General features: G+C 69.6%; 20 protein-coding genes. All 20 read left to right on the top strand.

Going from position 1 to position 20,905, the window contains the following annotated elements:
- Positions 1-2 precede the first annotated feature (2 nt).
- The gene (locus IM725_RS05430) at positions 3-1,133 is read left to right on the top strand and encodes a deoxyguanosinetriphosphate triphosphohydrolase (protein ID WP_193779559.1); all 1,131 of its coding nucleotides are present in this window, start codon (positions 3-5) and stop codon (positions 1,131-1,133) included.
- On the top strand, positions 1,133-2,347 hold the full coding sequence (locus IM725_RS05425; protein WP_193779558.1) for an MFS transporter: 1,215 nt from the start codon (positions 1,133-1,135) through the stop codon (positions 2,345-2,347). The genes IM725_RS05430 and IM725_RS05425 overlap by 1 nt, the downstream gene beginning before the upstream one ends.
- Positions 2,348-2,381: 34 nt before the next feature.
- The gene (locus IM725_RS05420) at positions 2,382-3,029 is read left to right on the top strand and encodes a hypothetical protein (protein WP_193779557.1); all 648 of its coding nucleotides are present in this window, start codon (positions 2,382-2,384) and stop codon (positions 3,027-3,029) included.
- Between the two features lies 1 nt (position 3,030).
- Complete coding sequence (locus tag IM725_RS05415; protein ID WP_193779556.1) at positions 3,031-3,609, top strand: DUF1415 domain-containing protein; 579 nt, start codon at positions 3,031-3,033, stop codon at positions 3,607-3,609.
- Positions 3,606-4,448, top strand: coding sequence for a class I SAM-dependent methyltransferase (locus tag IM725_RS05410; protein ID WP_193779555.1), 843 nt, complete (start codon positions 3,606-3,608; stop codon positions 4,446-4,448). Before IM725_RS05415 ends, IM725_RS05410 begins: the two co-directional genes overlap by 4 nt.
- Before the next feature lie 41 nt (positions 4,449-4,489).
- Positions 4,490-5,194 (top strand): transposase, encoded by a 705-nt coding sequence (locus IM725_RS05405; protein WP_193779554.1) that lies wholly within the window; start codon positions 4,490-4,492, stop codon positions 5,192-5,194.
- Between the two features lie 118 nt (positions 5,195-5,312).
- On the top strand, positions 5,313-10,046 hold the full coding sequence (locus IM725_RS05400) for a glutamate synthase-related protein (RefSeq protein ID WP_193779553.1): 4,734 nt from the start codon (positions 5,313-5,315) through the stop codon (positions 10,044-10,046).
- 12 nt (positions 10,047-10,058) lie between these two features.
- Positions 10,059-11,525, top strand: a complete 1,467-nt coding sequence (locus tag IM725_RS05395) for a glutamate synthase subunit beta (RefSeq protein ID WP_193779552.1) — start codon at positions 10,059-10,061, stop codon at positions 11,523-11,525.
- Positions 11,526-11,630: 105 nt separating this feature from the next.
- Entirely contained in the window at positions 11,631-12,446 is an 816-nt protein-coding gene (locus IM725_RS05390; RefSeq protein WP_193779551.1) for an ABC transporter ATP-binding protein, read from the top strand.
- Entirely contained in the window at positions 12,443-13,225 is a 783-nt protein-coding gene (gene mlaE, locus IM725_RS05385; RefSeq protein ID WP_193779550.1) for a lipid asymmetry maintenance ABC transporter permease subunit MlaE, read from the top strand. Before IM725_RS05390 ends, mlaE begins: the two co-directional genes overlap by 4 nt.
- Before the next feature lie 10 nt (positions 13,226-13,235).
- Complete coding sequence (gene mlaD / locus IM725_RS05380; RefSeq protein ID WP_193779549.1) at positions 13,236-13,727, top strand: outer membrane lipid asymmetry maintenance protein MlaD; 492 nt, start codon at positions 13,236-13,238, stop codon at positions 13,725-13,727.
- Positions 13,724-14,536: an MlaA family lipoprotein gene (locus IM725_RS05375; RefSeq protein WP_193779548.1), complete on the top strand. Its 813-nt coding sequence runs from the start codon at positions 13,724-13,726 to the stop codon at positions 14,534-14,536. The genes mlaD and IM725_RS05375 overlap by 4 nt, the downstream gene beginning before the upstream one ends.
- Positions 14,537-14,637: 101 nt before the next feature.
- Entirely contained in the window at positions 14,638-15,309 is a 672-nt protein-coding gene (locus IM725_RS05370; protein ID WP_193779547.1) for an MlaC/ttg2D family ABC transporter substrate-binding protein, read from the top strand.
- Between the two features lie 3 nt (positions 15,310-15,312).
- Positions 15,313-15,585 carry an STAS domain-containing protein gene (locus tag IM725_RS05365; RefSeq protein ID WP_193779546.1) on the top strand — a complete coding sequence of 91 codons (273 nt, stop codon included), beginning with the start codon at positions 15,313-15,315 and terminating at the stop codon, positions 15,583-15,585.
- Positions 15,586-15,643: 58 nt separating this feature from the next.
- Positions 15,644-16,615, top strand: coding sequence for an ABC transporter ATP-binding protein (locus IM725_RS05360; RefSeq protein ID WP_193779545.1), 972 nt, complete (start codon positions 15,644-15,646; stop codon positions 16,613-16,615).
- The gene (locus IM725_RS05355) at positions 16,612-17,367 is read left to right on the top strand and encodes an ABC transporter permease (protein ID WP_193779544.1); all 756 of its coding nucleotides are present in this window, start codon (positions 16,612-16,614) and stop codon (positions 17,365-17,367) included. Before IM725_RS05360 ends, IM725_RS05355 begins: the two co-directional genes overlap by 4 nt.
- A complete protein-coding gene (locus IM725_RS05350) occupies positions 17,364-17,606 on the top strand; it encodes a BolA family protein (protein WP_193779543.1) in 243 nt (80 codons plus the stop codon). The genes IM725_RS05355 and IM725_RS05350 overlap by 4 nt, the downstream gene beginning before the upstream one ends.
- A gap of 4 nt (positions 17,607-17,610) precedes the next feature.
- Entirely contained in the window at positions 17,611-18,873 is a 1,263-nt protein-coding gene (gene murA / locus IM725_RS05345) for a UDP-N-acetylglucosamine 1-carboxyvinyltransferase (RefSeq protein WP_193779542.1), read from the top strand.
- A gap of 8 nt (positions 18,874-18,881) precedes the next feature.
- Positions 18,882-19,547: an ATP phosphoribosyltransferase gene (gene hisG / locus IM725_RS05340; RefSeq protein WP_193779577.1), complete on the top strand. Its 666-nt coding sequence runs from the start codon at positions 18,882-18,884 to the stop codon at positions 19,545-19,547.
- Between the two features lie 7 nt (positions 19,548-19,554).
- Entirely contained in the window at positions 19,555-20,880 is a 1,326-nt protein-coding gene (hisD, locus tag IM725_RS05335; RefSeq protein WP_193779541.1) for a histidinol dehydrogenase, read from the top strand.
- Positions 20,881-20,905 lie beyond the last annotated feature (25 nt).

Below are 20,905 nucleotides of genomic sequence, written 5' to 3'. Positions count from 1 at the left end.
CCATGGCCCTCGCCCCGTACGCCAGCGACCCGGCCCGCTCACGGGGGCGGCGCCATCCGGAGGCGCCGGCGCCCACGCGCACGGAATTCCAGCGCGACCGCGACCGCATCGTCCACTCCACGGCCTTCCGCCGGCTGGTCTACAAGACGCAGGTCTTCCTCAACCACGAGGGCGATCTCTTCCGCACCCGGCTCACGCACTCGCTGGAGGTGGCGCAGCTCGCGCGATCCATCGCCCGCCCGCTGGGCCTGAACGAGGACCTGGTGGAGGCGATCGCCCTGGCCCACGACCTGGGCCACACGCCCTTCGGCCACGCGGGGCAGGACGCGCTGGACGACTGCATGCGCGAGCACGGCGGCTTCGAGCACAACCTGCAGAGCCTGCGGGTGGTGGACGAACTGGAGGAGCGCTACCCGGGCTTCAACGGTCTGAACCTGAGCTTCGAGACGCGCGAGGGCATCCTCAAGCACTGCTCGCGCGCGAACGCCCAGCGCCTGGAGGCCCAGGAGCCCGGCGGCGTCGCGCACCGCTTCCTCGCCCGCACGCAGCCCAGCCTGGAAGCGCAGCTGTGCAACCTGGCCGACGAGATCGCCTACAACGCCCACGACATCGACGACGGCGTCCGCTCGCAGCTGCTGTCGCTGGAGCAGCTGACCTCGGTGCCGCTCTTCGAACACCACCGCCAGGAGACGCTGCGCGAGTTCCCCGACCTGCAGGGCCGCCGCGTGCTGTACGAGGCCATACGGCGCATGCTCAGCGAGCAGGTCTACGACGTGATCGCGGCCACGCGCGAGCACCTGCACCAGGCCCAGCCCGTCGATGCCGATGCGGCACGCCGGGCCGGCCCGCTGGTCGATTTCTCGCCTGCCATGCGCGAGCGCTCCACGCAACTCAAGCAATTCCTGCTGCGCAACCTGTACCGGCATCCGCAGGTGATGGAGATGACGGGCGCGGCCAAGCAGGTGGTGCGCGAGCTCTTCGATGCCTACATGGACGAGCCGGCCCGCATGCCGCCGGATTTCGCCCGGCGCGAACACACCGCGCGCGCCGTGGCCGACTACATCGCCGGCATGACGGACCGTTTCGCCGGCCGCGAGCACGAGCGCCTGACCGGGCGGCGGGCCCTGGCCTGATGCGGCTTCGCATTCCACCCGAGCGCCTGGTGGTGCTGGCCGGCGTGGCCGCCGCCATGCACGTGGCCAAGCTCTCCACCGCCTTGCCCGTGCTGCGCGATGCACTGGGCGTGAGCCTGGTGCAGGCCGGCTTCCTGCTGTCCCTGGTCCAACTGGCTGGCATGCTCCTGGGTGCGCTGGTGGGGCTGGCCGCGGACGGCCTGGGCCTGCGGCGTACGCTGGTCGCGGGCCTGCTGCTGCTCTCGCTCGCGAGCATCGCCGGCGGCTTCGCGACCAGCGCGCCGGCCCTCATGGGCTTGCGCGCGCTCGAAGGCCTGGGCTTCCTGCTGGCGAGCATGCCGGCGCCCAGCCTGATCCGGCGGCTGGTGCCCGCCGCCCGCGTGAGCGCGGCGCTGGGCTGGTGGGGCGCGTACATGCCGCTGGGCACGGCGGGCGCGCTGCTGCTGGGGCCCGCCGTGATCGCCGCAAGCGGCTGGCAGGGCTGGTGGTGGGCGCTGGGCGCCAGCACCGCCGCCATGGCCGCCGTGGTGGTGCGCGCGGTGCCGGCGGACACCGCGCCACCGGCCCACGGCGCCGCTGCGCCCCAGGGCCCGGCACCCTGGGCCGCCCGCCTGCGCCGCACCTTGCGCGCGTCCGGGCCCTGGCTGGTGGCGGCGCTGTTCGCGGCCTATTCCTCCCAATGGCTGGCCCTGGTGGGCTTCCTGCCGACGGTGTACCAGCAGGCCGGGCTGGCGGCGGGTCTCGCGGGCGCCGCCACGGCGCTCGTCGCCCTGGTCAACATGGCGGGCAACATCGCGGCGGGCCGGCTGCTGCAGCGCGGCGTGCCGGCGGCGGTGCTGCTGCGCATCGGTTTCGGGGTCATGGCCCTGGGCGGCTTCATCGCCTTTGCGCCCCTGCCGCTGCAGGGCCCGGCCGCGGCCGGGCTGCGCTACGCGGCGGCCCTGGCCTTCTCCATGGTGGGCGGGCTGGTGCCGGGCACCCTGTTTTCGCTGGCCGTGCGCCTGGCGCCGGGGGAAGACACGGTCTCGTCCACCGTGGGCTGGATGCAGCAGGGCTCCTGCGTGGGCCAGTTCGCCGGGCCGCCGCTGGTGGCGGCCCTGGCCAGTGCGGTGGGGGGCTGGCAGTGGAGCGGCGGGGTGACCGCGGCCTGCGCCGGCGCGGGACTCGTGCTCACCTTGCCCCTGGCGCAGCGGCTGGCGCGGGCCGCGGCCTAGAATGGGCGGCCCCGGCCCCGTCCTTTTCGCCCCCGTGAGTTTCCTCAACCAGCTCAAGTCGCAGGCGCGCGCACTGCAGGACCAGCAGCAGCAGGTCCAGACCCGCGCCCAGTCGCAGTCGCAGCACACCGAGGCGGCGTGCCGGCGTGCGCTGGCCTACCTGCAGGACCTCGCCCACCAGCTGAACGTGCTCGAGCCCGACGGGCCGGCCATGAGCCTGGACGGCAAGACCCCCTGGCCGCGCATGAAGCTAATCGATTTCCGCGTCGACGCCCGGCACCAGAGCGTGCAGGGGCGCGAGGGCTTCGAGCGCATCGCCATGGGCTGGCGCATCGTGCCGCGCAGCGGCATGCCGGTGCGCGGCAGCGTGCGCGTCAATTTCCCGCCCGACCTGGAGCGCGTGCAGGACCGGCTGGCGATGGGCCCGGTGCGCCACGAGCGGCTGGACATCCGCAGCCCCGAGACCAACAAGCTGCTGGCCTACGAGTTCCAGTACGACACGGAGACGCGCGGCAACGTGATGCTGACGCCCGACCACGAGCGCGGCCTCGTGCATTTCCGGGTGATGAACGGCGAGGGCTTCGGCATCCTGCACGCCTCCCACGCCAGCGAGCAGGTCGACCAGGCGCTGCTGGACGAACTCGCCCGGCTGCTCGTCGGCCAGCCCAACAGCTTCCACTGACATGCAGGCCCGGCAGGCGCAGGCGCTGCGCGACATGCGCCACTGGCTGGAGCGCGCCGTCATCGGCCTGAACCTGTGCCCCTTCGCCAAGGCGGTGCATGTGAAGGGGCAGGTGCACTACGCGGCCTGCGACGCGGCCGCGCCGGCCGAGGCGCTGGAAGCCCTGGGGCACGAGATGGATGCGCTCCTGGCCGAGGACCCCGCCCGGCGCGATACCACCCTGTTGGTGCTGACGGGCGGCTTCGCGGACTTCCTCGAGTTCCAGCACCTGGAGGCCATGGCGCAGCGGCTTCTGCGCAAGCGCCGGCTGGACGGCGTGCTTCAGATCGCAAGCTTCCACCCCGATTTCGAATTCGGCGACGCGGCGCCGGACGCCCTCTCGAACTTCAGCAACCGCGCACCCTGGCCCACGCTGCACCTGCTGCGCGAGGACAGCGTGCAGCGCGCCGTGGACGCCTACCCGGATGCGCAGGCCATCTACGGCGCCAACATCGCGACGCTGGAACGCCTGGGACACGAAGGCTGGGCCGCGCTCCGCGTGGGCCGCGGCGATGCGCCGGTGGACGGGGAGGGCGCATGAAGACCCTGGAACAGGACCTGCCCGAGCTGCGACCCGGCCAGTCCGTGGAGTTGCTCAAGGAACTGCACATCCTCACGCGCGAGGGCCGCATCAACCAGGATTCGCGGCGCAAGCTCAAGCAGGTCTACCACCTGGTGCAGTTCATCGAGAAGCTGCTGGCCCAGGTGCCCGACGCGCCCGGCCATCCGACGCTGGCCGACTTCGGCGCCGGCAAGTCCTACCTGGGCTTCATCCTGTACGACCTGGTGCTGCGGCAGCGTGCCGAAGGCCATGTGTACGGTATCGAGACGCGCACCGAGCTGGTGGAGCGCTCGCGCGCGCTGGCGCAGCGCCTGGGCTTCGGCCGCATGAGCTTCCTGGCCATCCGCGCCGAGGACGCGGCGAGCGAATCGGCCCTGCCCGAGGCCATCGACTTGGTCACGGCCCTGCATGCCTGCGACACGGCCACCGACGACGCCATCGCCTTCGGCCTGCGCCGCAAGGCCCGCCACATGGCGCTGGTGCCCTGCTGCCAGGCCGAACTGGCGGGCTGGCTGCGCAAGGAAAAGGCGCAGGCGCTGTCGCGCACGCCCCTGGCCGAGTTGTGGCGGCACCCGCTGCACACCCGCGAGCTGGGCAGCCAGCTCACCAACGTGCTGCGCTGCCTGTACCTGGAGGCCATGGGCTACCAGGTCACCGTGACCGAGCTCGTGGGCTGGGAGCACAGCATGAAGAACGAGCTCATCCTGGCGACCCGCACCGGCCAGCCCAAGCGCGCGGCCGCCCAGCGCCTGCGCGCCATCCTGGCCGAGTTCGGCCTCCAGGGCCTGGAAGTCCTGCGCTACCCCGGCCTGCAATGAGCGGCGGATGGGGCTCTGACCCCCATTAACATCGGTGGACCATGGCCCGCCTGCCCCGACTCACCCTTCCCGGCCAGGCGCACCACATCCTCCAGCGGGGCAACAACGGGCAGGCCGTGTTCGTGGACGCCGAGGATCACGAGCACCTGCTGGCCTTGCTGCAGGAGCAATCGCGCAAGCACGGCGTCGCCATCCACGCCTACGTGTTGATGGACCACCACTTCCACCTGTTGGCCACGCCCGGGACGGCCGAGGGCGTCCCGCAGATGATGCAGGCGGTGGGGCGGGCCTACGTTCGCGGGTTCAACCTGCGGCACGGCCGCAGCGGCACGCTGTGGGAGGGCCGCTACCGCTGCACGCTCGTCCAGCCCGAGCGCTACCTGCTGGCCTGCATGGCCTACATCGAGCTGAACCCGGTCCGTGCCGGGCTGGTGACCGACCCGGCCGCCTACCCCTGGTCCAGCCATGCGCACCACCTGGGCCTGCGCACCGACCGGCTGGTCGTCCCCCATGCCCTGTACTGGGCACTCGGCAACACCCCCTTCGCCCGGGAAGCGGCCTACGCCGACCTGGTGCGGGCCGGACTGAGCCCGGCCCAGCAGGCGGCGCTGACCGAGGCGACCCTGCGCGGCTGGGCCCTGGGCGACGCCGACTACGTCGCAGAGCTGCAGAAGCGGACCGGCCGGCGGCTGAGCAAGGGCAGGGCGGGCCGGCCGCCGAAACGCCCAGAATCTGTCCCCAATTAAAAGCACGCAATTCGGCTAAGCGGATTAATTGGGGTCAGACCCCAATTTTTCTACTTGGCAGGCTTGTTGCACTGCATTAAGCTCCGTCCTCCACGTTTTCCCTAGGCAGGAGCAGCCCATGACCACGGCCGCCGAGATTTCCCATCTGCAACGCAACGGCCTGTATTCCTCGGCCAACGAGCACGACGCCTGCGGCGTCGGCTTCGTCGCGCACATCAAGGGCGAGAAGAGCCACAACATCGTCCAGCAGGGCCTGAAGATCCTGGAGAACCTGGACCACCGGGGCGCCGTGGGCGCGGACAAGCTGATGGGCGACGGCGCCGGCATTCTGATCCAGCTGCCGGACGCGCTGTACCGCGAGGAGATGGCCAAGCAGGGCGTGGAACTGCCGCCCCAGGGCGAGTACGGCGTGGGCATGGTGTTCCTGCCCAAGGAACACGCGTCCCGCCTGGCCTGCGAGCAGGAGCTGGAACGCGCGGTGAAGGCCGAGGGCCAGGTGCTCCTGGGCTGGCGCGACGTGCCGGTGGACACCGCGATGCCCATGTCGCCCGCCGTGCGCGCCAAGGAGCCCATCCTGCGCCAGGTCTTCATCGGCCGCGGCGCCGACGTGGTGGTGCAGGACGCGCTGGAGCGCAAGCTGTACGTGATCCGCAAGACCGCCAGCGCCGCGATCCAGAACCTGCAGCTCAAGCACTCGAAGGAATACTACGTTCCCTCGATGTCCAGCCGCACCGTGGTCTACAAGGGCCTGCTGCTGGCCGACCAGGTGGGCACCTACTACCTGGACCTGAAGGACGCGCGCTGCGTCTCGGCCCTGGCCCTGGTGCACCAGCGCTTCTCCACCAACACCTTCCCCGAGTGGCCGCTGGCCCACCCGTACCGCTACGTCGCCCACAACGGCGAGATCAACACGGTCAAGGGCAACTACAACTGGATGAAGGCGCGCGAAGGCGTGATGTCCTCGCCGGTGCTGGGCGCCGACCTGAAGAAGCTCTACCCCATCAGCTTCGCCAGCCAGTCCGACACCGCCACCTTCGACAACTGCCTCGAGCTGCTGACGATGGCGGGCTACCCCATCTACCAGGCCGTGATGATGATGATCCCGGAGCCCTGGGAGCAGCACACCACGATGGACGAGCGCCGCAAGGCCTTCTACGAGTATCACGCCGCCATGCTGGAGCCCTGGGACGGCCCGGCCTCCATCGTGTTCACCGACGGCCGCCAGATCGGCGCCACGCTGGACCGCAACGGCCTGCGCCCCTCGCGCTACTGCGTGACCGACGACGACCTGGTGATCATGGCTTCCGAGTCCGGCGTGCTGCCGGTGCCCGAGAACAAGATCGTGCGCAAGTGGCGCCTGCAGCCCGGCAAGATGTTCCTGATCGACCTGGAGCAGGGCCGCATGATCGACGACGAGGAGCTCAAGGCCAGCCTCGCCGCCAGCAAGCCCTACAAGCAGTGGATCGAGAACCTGCGCATCAAGCTGGATGACCTGACGGACACCACCGGCACCATCCCGCACAGCGACCTGGACCTGCTGGACCGCCAGCAGGCCTTCGGCTACAGCCAGGAAGACATCAAGTTCCTGATGTCTCCCATGGCCCAGGCCGGCGAAGAGGCCATCGGCTCCATGGGCAACGACAGCCCGCTGGCCGTGCTCTCGTCCAAGAACAAGCCGCTGTACAACTACTTCAAGCAGCTGTTCGCCCAGGTGACCAACCCGCCGATCGACCCGATCCGCGAGGCGATCGTGATGTCGCTGGTGTCCTTCATCGGCCCCAAGCCGAACCTGCTGGACATCAACCAGGTCAACCCGCCGCTGCGCCTGGAGGTGAGCCAGCCCGTGCTGGACTTCGCCGACATGGCCAAGCTGCGCGACATCGAGACCATCACCCACGGCAAGTTCCGCAGCTACACGCTGGACATCACCTACCCGCTGGCCTGGGGCCACGAGGGCGTGGAAGCCAAGCTGGCCTCGCTGAACGCGGAGGCGGTGGACGCGATCAAGGGCGGCAAGAACATCCTCATCATCAGCGACCGCGCGGTCTCGTCCACGCAGGTGGCGATCCCGGCGCTGCTGGCGCTGTCCTCCATCCACCAGCACCTGGTGCGCGAGGGCCTGCGCACCACCGCCGGCCTGGTGGTGGAGACCGGCTCCGCCCGCGAAGTGCACCACTTCGGCGTGCTGGCTGGCTACGGCGCCGAGGCCGTGCACCCCTACCTGGCGATGGAGACCCTGGTCTCCATCCACAAGGACCTGCCCGGCGACCTGTCGCCCGACAAGGCCATCTACAACTACGTGAAGGCGGTGGGCAAGGGCCTGTCCAAGATCATGTCCAAGATGGGCGTGTCCACCTACATGTCGTACTGCGGCGCGCAGCTGTTCGAGGCCATCGGCCTGAACAGCGACACCGTCGAGAAGTACTTCACCGGCACCGCCAGCCGCGTCGAGGGCATCGGCGTGTTCGAGATCGCGGAGGAAGCGATCCGCATGCACAAGGCCGCCTTCGGCGACGACCCGGTGCTGGAGAACATGCTGGACGCCGGCGGCGAGTACGCCTGGCGCGCCCGTGGCGAAGAGCACATGTGGACGCCCGACGCGATCGCCAAGCTGCAGCACGCGTCCCGCGCCAACAACTGGAACACCTACAAGGAGTACGCCCAGCTGATCAACGACCAGAGCCGCCGCCACATGACGCTGCGCGGCCTGTTCGAGTTCAAGCTGGAGCCGAGCAAGGCGATCCCGATCGACGAGGTCGAGCCGGCCAAGGAGATCGTCAAGCGCTTCGCCACCGGCGCCATGTCGCTGGGCTCCATCTCCACCGAGGCGCATGCCACGCTGGCCGTCGCCATGAACCGCATCGGCGGCAAGAGCAACACCGGCGAAGGCGGTGAGGACCCGGCGCGCTACCGCCAGGAGCTCAAGGGCATCCCGATCAACCAGGGCCAGACCCTGGGCGACATCATCGGCCAGGAACAGGTCGAGGTGGACTACCAGCTCCAGCAGGGCGATTCGCTGCGCTCGCGCATCAAGCAGGTGGCCTCCGGCCGCTTCGGCGTCACCGCCGAATACCTGGTCTCCGCCGACCAGGTGCAGATCAAGATGGCCCAGGGCGCCAAGCCGGGCGAGGGCGGCCAACTGCCCGGCGGCAAGGTCTCCAAGTACATCGGCTTCCTGCGCCACTCGGTGCCGGGCGTGGGCCTGATCTCGCCGCCGCCGCACCACGACATCTACTCGATCGAGGACCTGGCGCAGCTGATCCACGACCTGAAGAACGTCTCGCCGCATTCCTCCATCAGCGTGAAGCTGGTGTCGGAAGTGGGCGTGGGCACCATCGCCGCGGGCGTCGCCAAGTGCAAGGCCGACCACGTGGTGATCGCCGGCCATGACGGCGGCACGGGCGCCTCGCCCTGGTCGTCCATCAAGCACGCCGGCTCGCCCTGGGAGATCGGCCTGGCCGAGACCCAGCAGACCCTGGTGCTGAACCGCCTGCGCAGCCGCATCCGCGTGCAGGCCGACGGCCAGATGAAGACCGGCCGCGACGTGGTCATCGGTGCGCTGCTGGGCGCCGACGAGTTCGGCTTCGCCACCGCGCCGCTGGTGGTCGAGGGCTGCATCATGATGCGCAAGTGCCACCTGAACACCTGCCCGGTGGGCGTGGCCACGCAGGACCCGGTGCTGCGCAAGAAGTTCTCCGGCAAGCCCGAGCATGTCGTGAACTACTTCTTCTTCGTCGCCGAGGAAGTGCGCCAGATCATGGCGCAGCTGGGCATCCGCAAGTTCGACGATCTGATCGGCCGTGCCGACCTGCTGGACATGAAGAAGGGCATCGCGCACTGGAAGGCGCGCGGCCTGGACTTCGGCCGCCTGTTCGCCCAGCCCCAGGTGCCGGCCGAGGTGCCGCGCCTGCACACCGAGACGCAGGACCACCGGCTCGAGAAGAGCCTGGACAACGTGCTCATCGCCAAGTCGCGCCCGGCCATCGAGCGCGGCGAGAAGGTGCAGTTCATGGAGGTGGCGCGCAACGTCAACCGCTCCGTGGGCGCGATGCTGTCGGGCGCCGTGACCAAGGCGCACCCCGAGGGCTTGCCGGACGACACCATCCGCATCCAGCTGGAAGGCACGGGCGGCCAGTCCTTCGGCGCCTTCCTCACGCGCGGCATCACGCTGTACCTGATCGGCGATGCCAACGACTACACCGGCAAGGGCCTGTCGGGCGGCCGCATCGTGGTGCGTCCCAGCATCGACTTCCGCGGCGAGGCGACCAAGAACATCATCATCGGCAACACGGCGCTGTACGGTGCGACCACCGGCGAGGCCTTCTTCTCCGGCGTGGCCGGCGAGCGCTTCGCGGTGCGCCTGTCGGGCGCGACCACGGTGGTGGAAGGCACGGGCGACCACGGCTGCGAGTACATGACCGGCGGCACGGTGGTGGTGCTGGGCAAGACCGGCCGCAACTTCGCGGCCGGCATGTCCGGCGGCGTGGCCTATGTGTACGACGAGGACGGCCAGTTCGCCAAGCGCTGCAACACGGCCATGGTGTCGCTGGAGAAGGTGCACGCCGCCGCCGAGCAGAAGGCGTCGGCCGGCCGCACCCGCCTGCACAAGGACCAGCACGACGAGGTGCTGCTCAAGAAGCTGCTGGAAGACCACAACCGCTGGACCGGCAGCAAGCGCGCCCGCGAACTGCTGGACAACTGGGAGCAGGCCCGGGGCCGGTTCGTGAAGGTGTTCCCGAACGAATACAAGCGTGCGCTCGCCGAGATGTACGAGCGTGAGGTGGAAGAAGCGAGCGCGGGCACCAACGCGCACGTCGCCATGAAGCATGACGCGCCCGTGGCGGCCAAGTAAGGACGAAACAAAATGGGCAAGATCACCGGCTTCATGGAATTCGAGCGCGTCGAGGAGGGCTACAAGCCCGTTCCCGAGCGCCTGAAGCACTACAAGGAATTCGTCATCGGCCTGACCGACGAGCAGGCGAAGGTGCAGGGTGCGCGCTGCATGGACTGCGGCACGCCCTTCTGCAACTCGGGCTGCCCGGTCAACAACATCATTCCGGACTTCAACGACCTGGTGTACCGCCAGGATTGGCAGAATGCCTGGGCGGTGCTGGACTCCACCAACAACTTCCCCGAGTTCACCGGCCGCATCTGCCCCGCGCCCTGCGAGGCGGCCTGCACGCTGAACGTGAACGACGACGCGGTGGGCATCAAGTCCATCGAGCACGCGATCATCGACCGCGCCTGGGAACACGGCTGGGTCAAGCCCCGTCCGGCCCGCATCAAGACCGGCAAGAAGGTCGCGGTGGTGGGCTCCGGCCCGGCCGGCCTCGCCGCGGCCCAGCAGCTGGCCCGCGTCGGCCACGACGTCACGGTGTTCGAGAAGAACGACCGCGTGGGCGGCCTGCTGCGCTACGGCATCCCCGACTTCAAGATGGAGAAGTCGCACATCGACCGCCGCGTGGAGCAGATGAAGGCCGAGGGCGTCACCTTCCGCACCGGCGTCATGGTCGCCCAGCTGCCCGAAGGCAGCAAGGTCACCAACTGGGCCAAGGAAACCGTCAGCCCCGAGCAGCTGCAGAAAGAGTTCGACGCCGTGCTGCTGGCCGGCGGCGCCGAGCAGTCGCGCGACCTGCCGGTGTCGGGCCGTGACCTGGCGGGCGTGCACTTCGCCATGGAGTTCCTGCCGCAGCAGAACAAGGTCAACGCCGGCGACAAGCTCAAGGGCCAGCTGTCCGCGGCCGGCAAGCACGTCATCGTGATCGGCGGTGGCGACACCGGCTCCGACTGCGTGGGCACCAGCAACCGCCATGGCGCTGCCTCGGTGGTGCAGTTCGAGCTGATGCCCCAGCCGCCCGAGGAAGAGGACAAGCCGCTGACCTGGCCCTACTGGCCGTACAAGCTGCGCACCTCCTCCAGCCACGAGGAAGGCTGCGAGCGCGAGTTCGCCATCGCCACCAAGGAGTTCCTGGGCGAGAAGGGCAAGCTGACCGGCCTGAAGACCGTGCGCGTCGAATGGAAGGACGGCAAGATGGCCGAGGTGCCGGGCTCCGAGCAGGTGCTCAAGGCCGACATGGTGCTGCTGGCCATGGGCTTCACCAGCCCGGTGGGCACCGTGCTGGATGCCTTCGGCGTCGACAAGGACAACCGCGGCAACGCCAAAGCGAGCACTGACTTCACGGGTGGCTATGTCACCAACGTGCCCAAGGTGTTCGCCGCGGGCGACATGCGGCGCGGCCAGTCGCTGGTGGTGTGGGCGATCCGGGAAGGCCGACAGGCCGCCCGGGCCGTGGATGAGTTCCTGATGGGCTTCTCCGACCTGCCCCGCTGAACGCGGCGCAGGCCCGGGCCGGGGCGGTGTCATGCACGACACCGCCTCGGCCTTTATGATTCAGGGTTTCCCCTGCACGCCAGCCCTGCTGGCAGTCCCGACCGGATGACCCCACCCCCGTCCGCGGCGCTCGTCGAGTGCCGCCACCTCAGCTTTGGCTACGGTGACCGCCTCGTCCTCGATGACGTGAGCTTCACCATCCCGCGCGGAAAGGTGACGGCGCTCATGGGCGCGTCCGGCGGGGGCAAGACGACCACGCTGCGCCTGCTCGGCGGGCAGGTGCGCGCCACGGGCGGCCAGATCCTCTTCGACGGCGAGGACATCGGCCCCATGGGCCAGGACGACCTGTACCGCATCCGGCGCCGCATGGGCATGCTGTTCCAGTTCGGCGCGCTGTTCGCCGACATGAGTGTGTTCGACAACGTCGCCTTCCCGCTGCGCGAGCACACCGACCTGGCCGAGCACCTGATCCGCGACATCGTGCTGATGAAGCTGCAGGCCGTGGGCCTGCGCGGCGCCCGCGACCTCATGCCCTCGGAGATTTCCGGCGGCATGAACCGGCGCGTGGCCCTGGCCCGTGCGATCGCCCTGGACCCGGACCTGGTGATGTACGACGAGCCCTTCTCCGGCCTGGACCCGATCTCCCTGGGCACGGCCGCCCGGCTGATCCGCCAGCTCAACGATGCCCTGGGCATCACCAGCCTGGTGGTCTCGCACGAGATCCCGGAGACCTTCCACATGGCCGACCAGATCATCGTGCTGGCCAACGGCAAGATCGCCGCCCAGGGCACGCCGGACGAGGTGCGCCGGTCGGACAATCCGCTGGTCAAGCAGTTCGTGAATGCCGAGGCCGACGGCCCGGTGCGTTTCCACTACCCCGGCCCCAGCGTGGCCGAGGACTTCGGGCAAGGACTGGCATGAGCCCGCTGCATCCGGCCGAACTCGGCTTCCGCGTGCGCCGCAGCCTGGCGGGCTGGGGCCATGCCTCGCGCCTGCTCATGCGGCTGGTGACGCTCTTCGGGCCCACCATGCGCCGCTTCGGCCTGGTGCGCGACCAGATCCACTTCCTGGGCAACTACTCGCTGGCCATCATCGCCGTGTCCGGCCTGTTCGTCGGCTTCGTGCTCGGCCTGCAGGGCTACTACACGCTGCAGCGCTATGGCTCCTCCGAGGCGCTGGGCCTGCTGGTGGCGCTCAGCCTGGTGCGCGAGCTCGGGCCCGTGATCACCGCGCTGCTTTATGCGGGCCGGGCCGGTGCGTCCATCACCGCCGAGATCGGCCTCATGAAGACCGGCGAGCAGATGTCGGCGATGGAGATGATGGCGGTGGACCCGGTGCTGCGCCTGCTGGCGCCGCGCTTCTGGGCCGGCGTGATCGCCATGCCCCTGCTGGCGGCAGTGTTCAGCGCCGTTGGCATCTTGGGCGGCTACGTGGTGGGCGTGCTGCTGATCGGCATCGATTCCGGCTCCTTCTGGAGCCAGATGCAAGGCGGCGTGGACGTGTTCAAGGACGTGGGCAACGGCGTGATCAAGAGCCTGGTGTTCGGCGTCGCCACCACCTTCCTCGCCCTGCTGCAGGGCTATGAGTGCGAGCCGACGCCCGAGGGCGTGTCCAGCGCGACCACGCGCACGGTGGTGATTTCCTCGCTGTCGGTGCTGGCGCTCGATTTCGTGCTCACCGTGATGATGTTCAGTATCTAGGAGCCAGTGAATGGAACGATCGAAAAATGACGTGTGGGTGGGGCTCTTCGTGATGCTGGGGCTGGCCGCCATCCTGTTCCTGGCGCTCAAGTCGGCGAACCTGCTGAACCTCAACTTCGAGTCCCAGTACAAGGTGACGGCGAAGTTCGACAACGTGGGCGGCCTGAAGCCGCGCGCGGCCGTCAAGAGCGCCGGCGTGGTGGTCGGCCGCGTCGAGTCCATCAGCTTCGACGACAAGGGCTTCCAGGCCCAGGTCACGCTGTCGCTCGAGGATCGCTACAAATTCCCCAAGGACAGCTCGCTGAAGATCCTCACCAGCGGCCTGCTGGGCGAGCAGTACGTGGGCATCGAGCCGGGCAGCGACGAGCGCAACCTCGCCGCCGGCGACTCGATCAAGGCCACCCAGTCCGCCGTGGTGCTGGAAAACCTGATCGGCCAGTTCCTCTACAGCAAGGCCGCCGACGGCGGCAACGCCGCACCGGCGGCCGCGGGCAAGAAATGAGCGCGCACCGCGTCACCGCACGCGCGCTGCTGGTGGCATTGCTGCTGCCGCTGGCCGGCTGCGCGACCATGGGCAAGGACCCGCGCGATCCCTTCGAGCCCTTCAACCGCAACGTGAGCACCCTCAACGAGAAGGTCGACGGGGTGGTGCTCAAGCCCGTGGCCACGGCCTACCGCGAGTTCGTGCCGCCCCTGGTGCGCACCGGCGTCTCCAACGTGTTCTCCAACCTGGGCGACGCCTGGTCGGCGGTGAACAGCCTGCTGCAGTTCCGGCTGCAGGATGCGGTCGAGAACCTGGCGCGCTTCCAGCTGAACAGCACGGCCGGCGTGCTCGGCCTGTTCGACGTCGCCAGCGACGCGAACATCGAGCGCCACAAGGAAGACTTCGGCCAGACCCTGGGGCGCTGGGGCGTGCCGCCCGGCCCGTACCTGGTGCTCCCGCTGCTGGGGCCCTCGACCCTGCGCGACACGGTGGCCCTTCCGGTGGAGCGCTACGGCGACCTGACCCGCACCGTGCCCACGCAGGCCGAGGCCAACGGGCTGTTCGCGCTGCGCATCATCGACACCCGCGCCAACCTGCTGCGGCTGGGCGACGTGATCGAGGGTGCCGCGCTGGACAAGTACAGCTTCACCCGCGACGCCTACCTGCAGAAGCGGCGCGCCGAGATCTTCGACGACAAGCCGCGCGACGGCGACGGGGCCGAGCCACGCGAGGACGACGACGGCGGCCGCATCCCCAAGCTGGACGATGGCCCGTCCGCACCCCCCGCGCCGGCGGCCAGCCAACCGGATGGGGCTGTGTCGCGTTAAGGTGAAGAGCTGTTTCAAGCATGCGCCACCGGGAACCCGGGCGATGCCGGGTCTTCCAACCCGGACGGCGGGCTGAACGGCCGCACAACAAGGGAAACGCAATGAAAAGACGAGCTTTTGGGATCTGGGTCGCTGGCACCGCGCTGCTGGCCGCACTGGGCATGCCGGCGATCGCGCTGGCGGCCGACGAGGCGCCCGACGCGCTCATCAAGCGCATTTCCGACGAGACGCTGGCCGACATCAAGGCCGACAAGGCGATCCAGGCGGGCGACACGGGCCGCATCGTCAACTTCGTGGACCGCAAGATCATGCCGGTGGTGGACTTCCGCCGCATGACCGCCGCGGCCGTGGGCCCGGCTTGGCGCCAGGCCACGCCCGAGCAGCAGAAGCGCCTGCAGGACGAGTTCAAGCTGCTGCTGGTGCGCACCTATTCCGGCGCCCTGGCGCAGGTGAACGACCAGGTCATCAGCGTCAAGCCCATGCGCGGCGCCCCGACCGATGACGACGTGGTCGTGCGCACCGAGATCCGCGGCCGTGGCGATCCGATCCAGCTCGACTACCGGCTGGAGAAGACGCCCGGCGAGGGCCCGGGCTGGAAGATCTACAACCTGAACGTGCTGGGCGTGTGGCTGGTCGAGACCTACCGCAGCCAGTTCGCGCAGGAGATCAACAGCAAGGGCATCGACGGCCTGATCACCGCGCTGGCCGAGCGCAACAAGGCCAACGCGACCCCGACCCCGCCGGCCGGCATGCCCACGGGCAAGAAGGGCTGAGGGATGCTGGTCCTGCCCGCGGTGCTGACCCATGCCGATGCCTCGGCCTGCCTGCGCATGCTGGCCCAGGGCCTGCGCTCGGAGGCGGGTGACACCGTCGTGGCGGATGCCGCGGCGCTGCAGCACTTCGATTCTTCGGCACTCGCGGTGCTGCTCGAATGCCGCCGCGAGGCCCTGGCCAGTGGCAAGCGCTTCGCCGTGCGCGGCATGCCGGCGCGCCTGGGCGAGCTCGCCGGCGTCTACGGCGTTTCCGAGCTGCTGCCCGTCGCCGGCTGAGGCCATTGCCGCGTTCGCGGCCGGCCCGGGAAGGGCTGGGTAAAATCATGGGTTCCCCATGCCAGCCATCTCCTTCCAATCCGTCACCAAGCAATACCCAGCGGCGCGTGGCGGCGCCGGGCTGAAGGCGCTGGACGCCGTCAGCTTCGACATCGAGGAAGGCGAGTTCTTCGGCCTGCTCGGTCCCAACGGCGCCGGCAAGACCACGCTGATCAGCATCCTGGCCGGCCTCGCCCGGCCGACCTCCGGCCGGGTGACCGTGAACGGCTTCGACGTCCAGGGCGACTACGCCCAGGCCCGCCGCCAGCTCGGCATCGTGCCCCAGGAGCTGGTGTTCGACCCCTTCTTCACCGTGCGTGAGGCCCTGCGGATCCAGTCCGGCTACTTCGGCGTCAAGAACAACGAGGCCTGGATCGCCGAGCTGCTGGAGAGCCTGGGCCTGGCGGACAAGGCCCATGCCAACATGCGCCAGCTCTCCGGCGGCATGAAGCGCCGCGTGCTCGTGGCCCAGGCGCTGGTGCACAAGCCGCCCGTGATCGTCCTGGACGAACCCACGGCGGGCGTGGACGTGGAGCTGCGCCAGACCCTGTGGCAGTTCATCGCCCGCCTGAACAAGCAGGGCCACAGCGTGCTGCTGACCACCCACTACCTCGAAGAGGCCGAGGCGCTGTGCAGCCGCATCGCCATGCTGCAGCTCGGGCGCGTCGTCGCCCTGGAGCGCACCAGCGACCTGCTCAAGGCCGCCTCCAGCAACGTGCTTCGCTTCAAGGTCGACGGCGCGCTGCCGGCCGCGTTCGAAGGCAAGGCCCGCGTCACCGGCCGCATCGTGCAGCTGCCCGCGCACGACGCGCACGAGATCGAGCAGCACCTGGCGGTGATCCGCCAGGCCGGCCTGCGCGTGGAGGATGTTGAGATCCGCAAGGCCGACCTCGAGGACGTGTTCTTCGACGTCATGGCGCGGGGCCGCGAAGGCGCGGGGAACCCGCCCGCCGCCGCCCGCGGCATTGAGAAGGCGGGGGCGCTGTCATGACCGGCTGGCAGGCCCTGCTCTACAAGGAAGTGCTGCGCTTCTGGAAGGTCATCTTCCAGACCGTGGGCGCGCCGGTGCTGACCTCGGTGCTGTACATGCTCATCTTCGGCCACCTGCTGCAAAGCCAGGTGACGGTGTACGAGGGCGTGAGCTACTCCAGCTTTTTGGTGCCCGGCCTGGTCATGATGACCATGCTGCAGAACGCCTTCGCCAACAGCTCCTCCTCGCTGGTGCAGAGCAAGATCATGGGCAACCTGGTCTTCGTGCTGCTCACGCCGCTGTCGCACTGGAGCTGGTTCATCGCCTACGTGGGCTCCTCGATGGCGCGCGCCTTCCTGTGCGGCATCGGCGTCTGGCTGGCCACGCTGCTGTTCGGCTGGCACCCCGTGGCGCAGCCGCTGTGGCTGCTGGGCTTCGCCTTCATGGGCGCGGCGCTGCTGGGCACGCTGGGCCTGATCGCCGGCCTGTGGGCCGACAAGTTCGACCAGATGGCCGCCTTCCAGAACTTCGTCATCGTGCCCATGACGCTGCTCTCGGGCGTGTTCTACTCCATCCACTCCCTGCCCGGCTTCTGGCAGCAGGTGAGCCATTTCAACCCCTTTTTCTACATGATCGACGGCTTCCGCTACGGCTTCTTCGGCGTCAGCGACGTCTCGCCGCTGCTGAGCCTGTCCATCGTCGGTGTGTCCCTGCTCGTCGTGGCCGCGATCGCGGTCCACCTGCTGCGCATCGGCTACAAGATCCGCCAATGACTGCCCAAGAACTGCGCTCGCTCATCGCCGCGGGCCTCGCCTGCGACCACCTCGAGGTGGACGGCGACGGCCGCCACTGGGAGGCCGTGGTGGTCTCCGCCGACTTCGAGGGCAAGCGCCTGATCCAGCGCCACCAGCGCGTCTACGCCACGCTGGGCGAGCGCATGCGCACCGACGAGATCCACGCGCTGTCCATCAAGGCGCTCACCCCCGCCGAGTGGGCCGCGGCCCGCGCCTGACGCCATGGACAAGCTGCTGATCCGCGGCGGCCGCGCCCTGCAAGGCGAGGTCCGCATCTCAGGCGCGAAGAACGCCGCCCTGCCCGAGCTGTGCGCGGCCCTGCTGACCGACGAACCGGTGGTGCTGGAGAACGTGCCGCACCTGCAGGACGTGGCCACCATGGTCACCCTGGTGCGCAACATGGGCGTCAGCGTGGAACGCGACGAGAACCGCGTGCGCATCGACGCCGCGAAACTCTCCTCGCCGGAAGCGCCCTACGAGCTGGTGAAGACCATGCGGGCGTCGGTGCTGGCGCTGGGCCCGCTGCTGGCGCGATTCGGCGAGGCCACCGTGTCGCTGCCCGGCGGCTGCGCGATCGGCTCGCGCCCGGTCGACCAGCACATCAAGGGCCTGCAGGCCATGGGCGCCGAGATCGTGGTGGAGCACGGCTACATCATCGCCCGCCTGCCGCAGGGCCGCAGCCGGCTCAGGGGCGCGGCCCTGCGCACCGACATGATCACGGTCACGGGCACCGAGAACTTCCTCATGGCCGCCTGCCTCGCCGAGGGCGAGACCGTGCTGGAAAACGCCGCCCAGGAGCCGGAGATCACCGACCTGGCCGAGATGCTGATTGCCATGGGCGCACGCATCCAGGGCCACGGCACCAGCCGCATCACCATCCAGGGCGTGGAGCGCCTGCACGGGGCCACGCATCAGGTGGTGGCCGACCGCATCGAGGCCGGCACCTTCCTGTGCGCCGTGGCGGCCACCGGCGGCGAGGCGCTGCTGCGGCACGGCCGCGCCGACCACCTGGAGGCCGTGATCGACAAGCTGCGCGATGCCGGTGCCCAGGTCGAGGCCGTGCCCGGGGGCATCCGCATTCGCGCCCAGGGCCGGCTCACGGCGCAGGGCTTCCGCACCACCGAGTACCCCGGCTTCCCGACCGACATGCAGGCGCAGTTCATGGCGCTCAACGCGATCTCCCGGGGCGCCGCGCAGGTGACCGAAACCATCTTCGAGAACCGCTTCATGCACGTCAACGAGCTGCTGCGCCTGGGTGCGAAAATCCAGGTCGAGGGCAAGGTGGCGCTGGTGGAGGGCGTGGAGCGCCTGTCGGGCGCCACCGTGATGGCCACCGACCTGCGCGCCTCCGCCAGCCTGGTGATCGCCGGCCTGGTGGCCGAGGGCGAGACCGTGGTGGACCGCATCTACCACCTGGACCGCGGCTACGACCGCATGGAAGCCAAGCTGCGCGGCCTGGGCGCCGACATCGAACGCATCAAGTGAGCACCAACCTGATCACGCTCGCGCTCTCCAAGGGGCGCATCTTCGACGAGACCCTGCCGCTGCTCGCAGCCGCCGGGATCGAGGTGCTGGAAGACCCGGAGAAGTCGCGCAAGCTCATCCTGCCGACCAGCCAGCCGGGCGTGCGCGTGGTGCTGGTGCGCGCCAGCGACGTGCCCACTTACGTGCAGTACGGCGGTGCCGACCTGGGCGTCACCGGGCTGGACACGCTGATCGAACACCGCGCGGAGTGGGGCGGCGCCACCGGCCTGTACCAGCCGCTGGACCTGCACATCGCCAAGTGCCGCGTCAGCGTCGCGGTGCGCGCCGACTTCGACTACGCGAACGCGGTGCGCCAGGGCTCGCGCCTGCGCGTGGCCAGCAAGTACGTCAACATCGCGCGCGACTTCTTCGCCGCCAAGGGCGTGCACGTGGACCTCATCAAGCTCTACGGCAGCATGGAACTGGCGCCGCTCACGGGCCTCGCCGACGCCATCGTCGACCTGGTCTCGACCGGCAACACGCTCAAGGCCAACAACCTGGTCGAGGTCGAGCGCATCATGGACATCAGCTCGCGCCTGGTGGTCAACCAGGCCTCGCTCAAGCTCAAGCAGGACCGCATCCGGCCCATCATCGACGCCTTCGCCGCTGCCGTCGCGAAACGCACCTCCGCGTGATCCCCGCATGACCCTCTCCGCCCGCCCGCTACGCCTCACCACCGACCAGGCCGATTTCGAGCCGCGCTTCCGCGAGCGCCTGCACTGGTCCGCCGACACCGATGCCGAAGTCGAGCAGCGGGTCGCGGCCATCCTGGCCGACGTGCAGAAGCGGGGCGATGCGGCGGTGCTGGAGTACACGCGCCGCTTCGACGGCCTGGACGCGGCCAGCGTGGGCGCGCTGGAGCTCACCCCCGCCGAGCTGAAGGCGGCCTTCGAGGCCCTGCCGGCGGACCAGCGCGAGGCGCTGCAGGCGGCGGCGGCCCGCGTGCGCAGCTACCACGAGGCGCAGCGCCGCGCCAGCGGCGAAAGCTGGAGCTACCGCGACGCCGACGGCACGCTGCTGGGGCAGAAGGTCACGCCCCTGGACCGCGTGGGCATCTACGTGCCGGGCGGCAAGGCGGCCTATCCCTCCTCGGTGCTGATGAACGCGATCCCGGCCCACGTGGCGGGGGTGGGCGAGATCATCATGGTGGTGCCCACGCCGCGCGGCGAGAAGAACCCGCTGGTGCTGGCCGCGGCGCACGTGGCGGGCGTCAGCCGCGCCTTCACCCTGGGCGGTGCCCAGGCCGTGGCGGCGCTGGCCTACGGCACGGCCACGGTGCCGCGCGTGGACAAGATCACCGGCCCGGGCAACGCCTACGTCGCCAGCGCCAAGCGCCGGGTGTTCGGCCAGGTCGGCATCGACATGATCGCCGGCCCCAGCGAGATCCTGGTGCTGGCCGACGGCAGCACGCCGGCCGACTGGGTGGCCATGGACCTGTTCTCCCAGGCCGAGCACGACGAACTCGCGCAGAGCGTGCTGCTGTGCCCCGATGCCAGCTACCTGGACCGGGTGCAGGCCGAGATCGACCGCCTGCTGCCGCAGATGCCGCGCGCGGCCATCATCGCCGCCTCCCTGAACGGGCGGGGCGCGCTGATCCAGACCCGCAACATGGAAGAGGCCTGCGCCATCAGCAACCGCATCGCGCCCGAGCACCTGGAGATCGCCAGCAGCGAGCCCGGTCGCTGGGAGCCGCTGCTGCGCCACGCGGGCGCCATCTTCCTGGGCAGCTACACCAGCGAGTCGCTGGGCGACTACTGCGCCGGCCCCAACCACGTGCTGCCGACCAGCAGCACGGCGCGCTTCTCCAGCCCCCTGGGTGTCTACGACTTCCAGAAGCGCAGCAGCCTGATCGAGGTGAGCGAGTCGGGCGCCCAGACGCTGGGGCGCATCGCTTCGGTCCTGGCGCATGGCGAAGGCCTGCAGGCGCACGCCCGGGCCGCCGAGATGCGTCTCAAGGGCGGCGCTTGAGCTGAAAATCAACACGAAGTTCGTG

This window comes from Ramlibacter aquaticus, assembly GCF_015159745.1.
GTDB lineage: Bacteria > Pseudomonadota > Gammaproteobacteria > Burkholderiales > Burkholderiaceae_C > Ramlibacter > Ramlibacter aquaticus.
Note: the sequence above shows the minus strand (reverse complement) of the source record. Positions and strands in the feature narration are given on the sequence as shown.

Excerpts from the sequence above, each read along its gene's own strand:
- IM725_RS05430 (WP_193779559.1), top strand. The coding sequence starts at position 3 with ATGGCCCTCGCCCCGTACGCCAGCGACCCGGCCCGCTCACGGGGGCGG.
- IM725_RS05425 (WP_193779558.1), top strand. The coding sequence starts at position 1,133 with ATGCGGCTTCGCATTCCACCCGAGCGCCTGGTGGTGCTGGCCGGCGTG.
- IM725_RS05415 (WP_193779556.1), top strand. The coding sequence starts at position 3,031 with ATGCAGGCCCGGCAGGCGCAGGCGCTGCGCGACATGCGCCACTGGCTG.
- IM725_RS05410 (WP_193779555.1), top strand. The coding sequence starts at position 3,606 with ATGAAGACCCTGGAACAGGACCTGCCCGAGCTGCGACCCGGCCAGTCC.
- IM725_RS05405 (WP_193779554.1), top strand. The coding sequence starts at position 4,490 with ATGGCCCGCCTGCCCCGACTCACCCTTCCCGGCCAGGCGCACCACATC.
- IM725_RS05400 (WP_193779553.1), top strand. The coding sequence starts at position 5,313 with ATGACCACGGCCGCCGAGATTTCCCATCTGCAACGCAACGGCCTGTAT.
- IM725_RS05395 (WP_193779552.1), top strand. The coding sequence starts at position 10,059 with ATGGGCAAGATCACCGGCTTCATGGAATTCGAGCGCGTCGAGGAGGGC.
- IM725_RS05390 (WP_193779551.1), top strand. The coding sequence starts at position 11,631 with ATGACCCCACCCCCGTCCGCGGCGCTCGTCGAGTGCCGCCACCTCAGC.
- mlaE (WP_193779550.1), top strand. The coding sequence starts at position 12,443 with ATGAGCCCGCTGCATCCGGCCGAACTCGGCTTCCGCGTGCGCCGCAGC.
- mlaD (WP_193779549.1), top strand. The coding sequence starts at position 13,236 with ATGGAACGATCGAAAAATGACGTGTGGGTGGGGCTCTTCGTGATGCTG.
- IM725_RS05375 (WP_193779548.1), top strand. The coding sequence starts at position 13,724 with ATGAGCGCGCACCGCGTCACCGCACGCGCGCTGCTGGTGGCATTGCTG.
- IM725_RS05370 (WP_193779547.1), top strand. The coding sequence starts at position 14,638 with ATGAAAAGACGAGCTTTTGGGATCTGGGTCGCTGGCACCGCGCTGCTG.
- IM725_RS05365 (WP_193779546.1), top strand. The coding sequence starts at position 15,313 with ATGCTGGTCCTGCCCGCGGTGCTGACCCATGCCGATGCCTCGGCCTGC.
- IM725_RS05360 (WP_193779545.1), top strand. The coding sequence starts at position 15,644 with ATGCCAGCCATCTCCTTCCAATCCGTCACCAAGCAATACCCAGCGGCG.
- IM725_RS05355 (WP_193779544.1), top strand. The coding sequence starts at position 16,612 with ATGACCGGCTGGCAGGCCCTGCTCTACAAGGAAGTGCTGCGCTTCTGG.
- IM725_RS05350 (WP_193779543.1), top strand. The coding sequence starts at position 17,364 with ATGACTGCCCAAGAACTGCGCTCGCTCATCGCCGCGGGCCTCGCCTGC.
- murA (WP_193779542.1), top strand. The coding sequence starts at position 17,611 with ATGGACAAGCTGCTGATCCGCGGCGGCCGCGCCCTGCAAGGCGAGGTC.
- hisD (WP_193779541.1), top strand. The coding sequence starts at position 19,555 with ATGACCCTCTCCGCCCGCCCGCTACGCCTCACCACCGACCAGGCCGAT.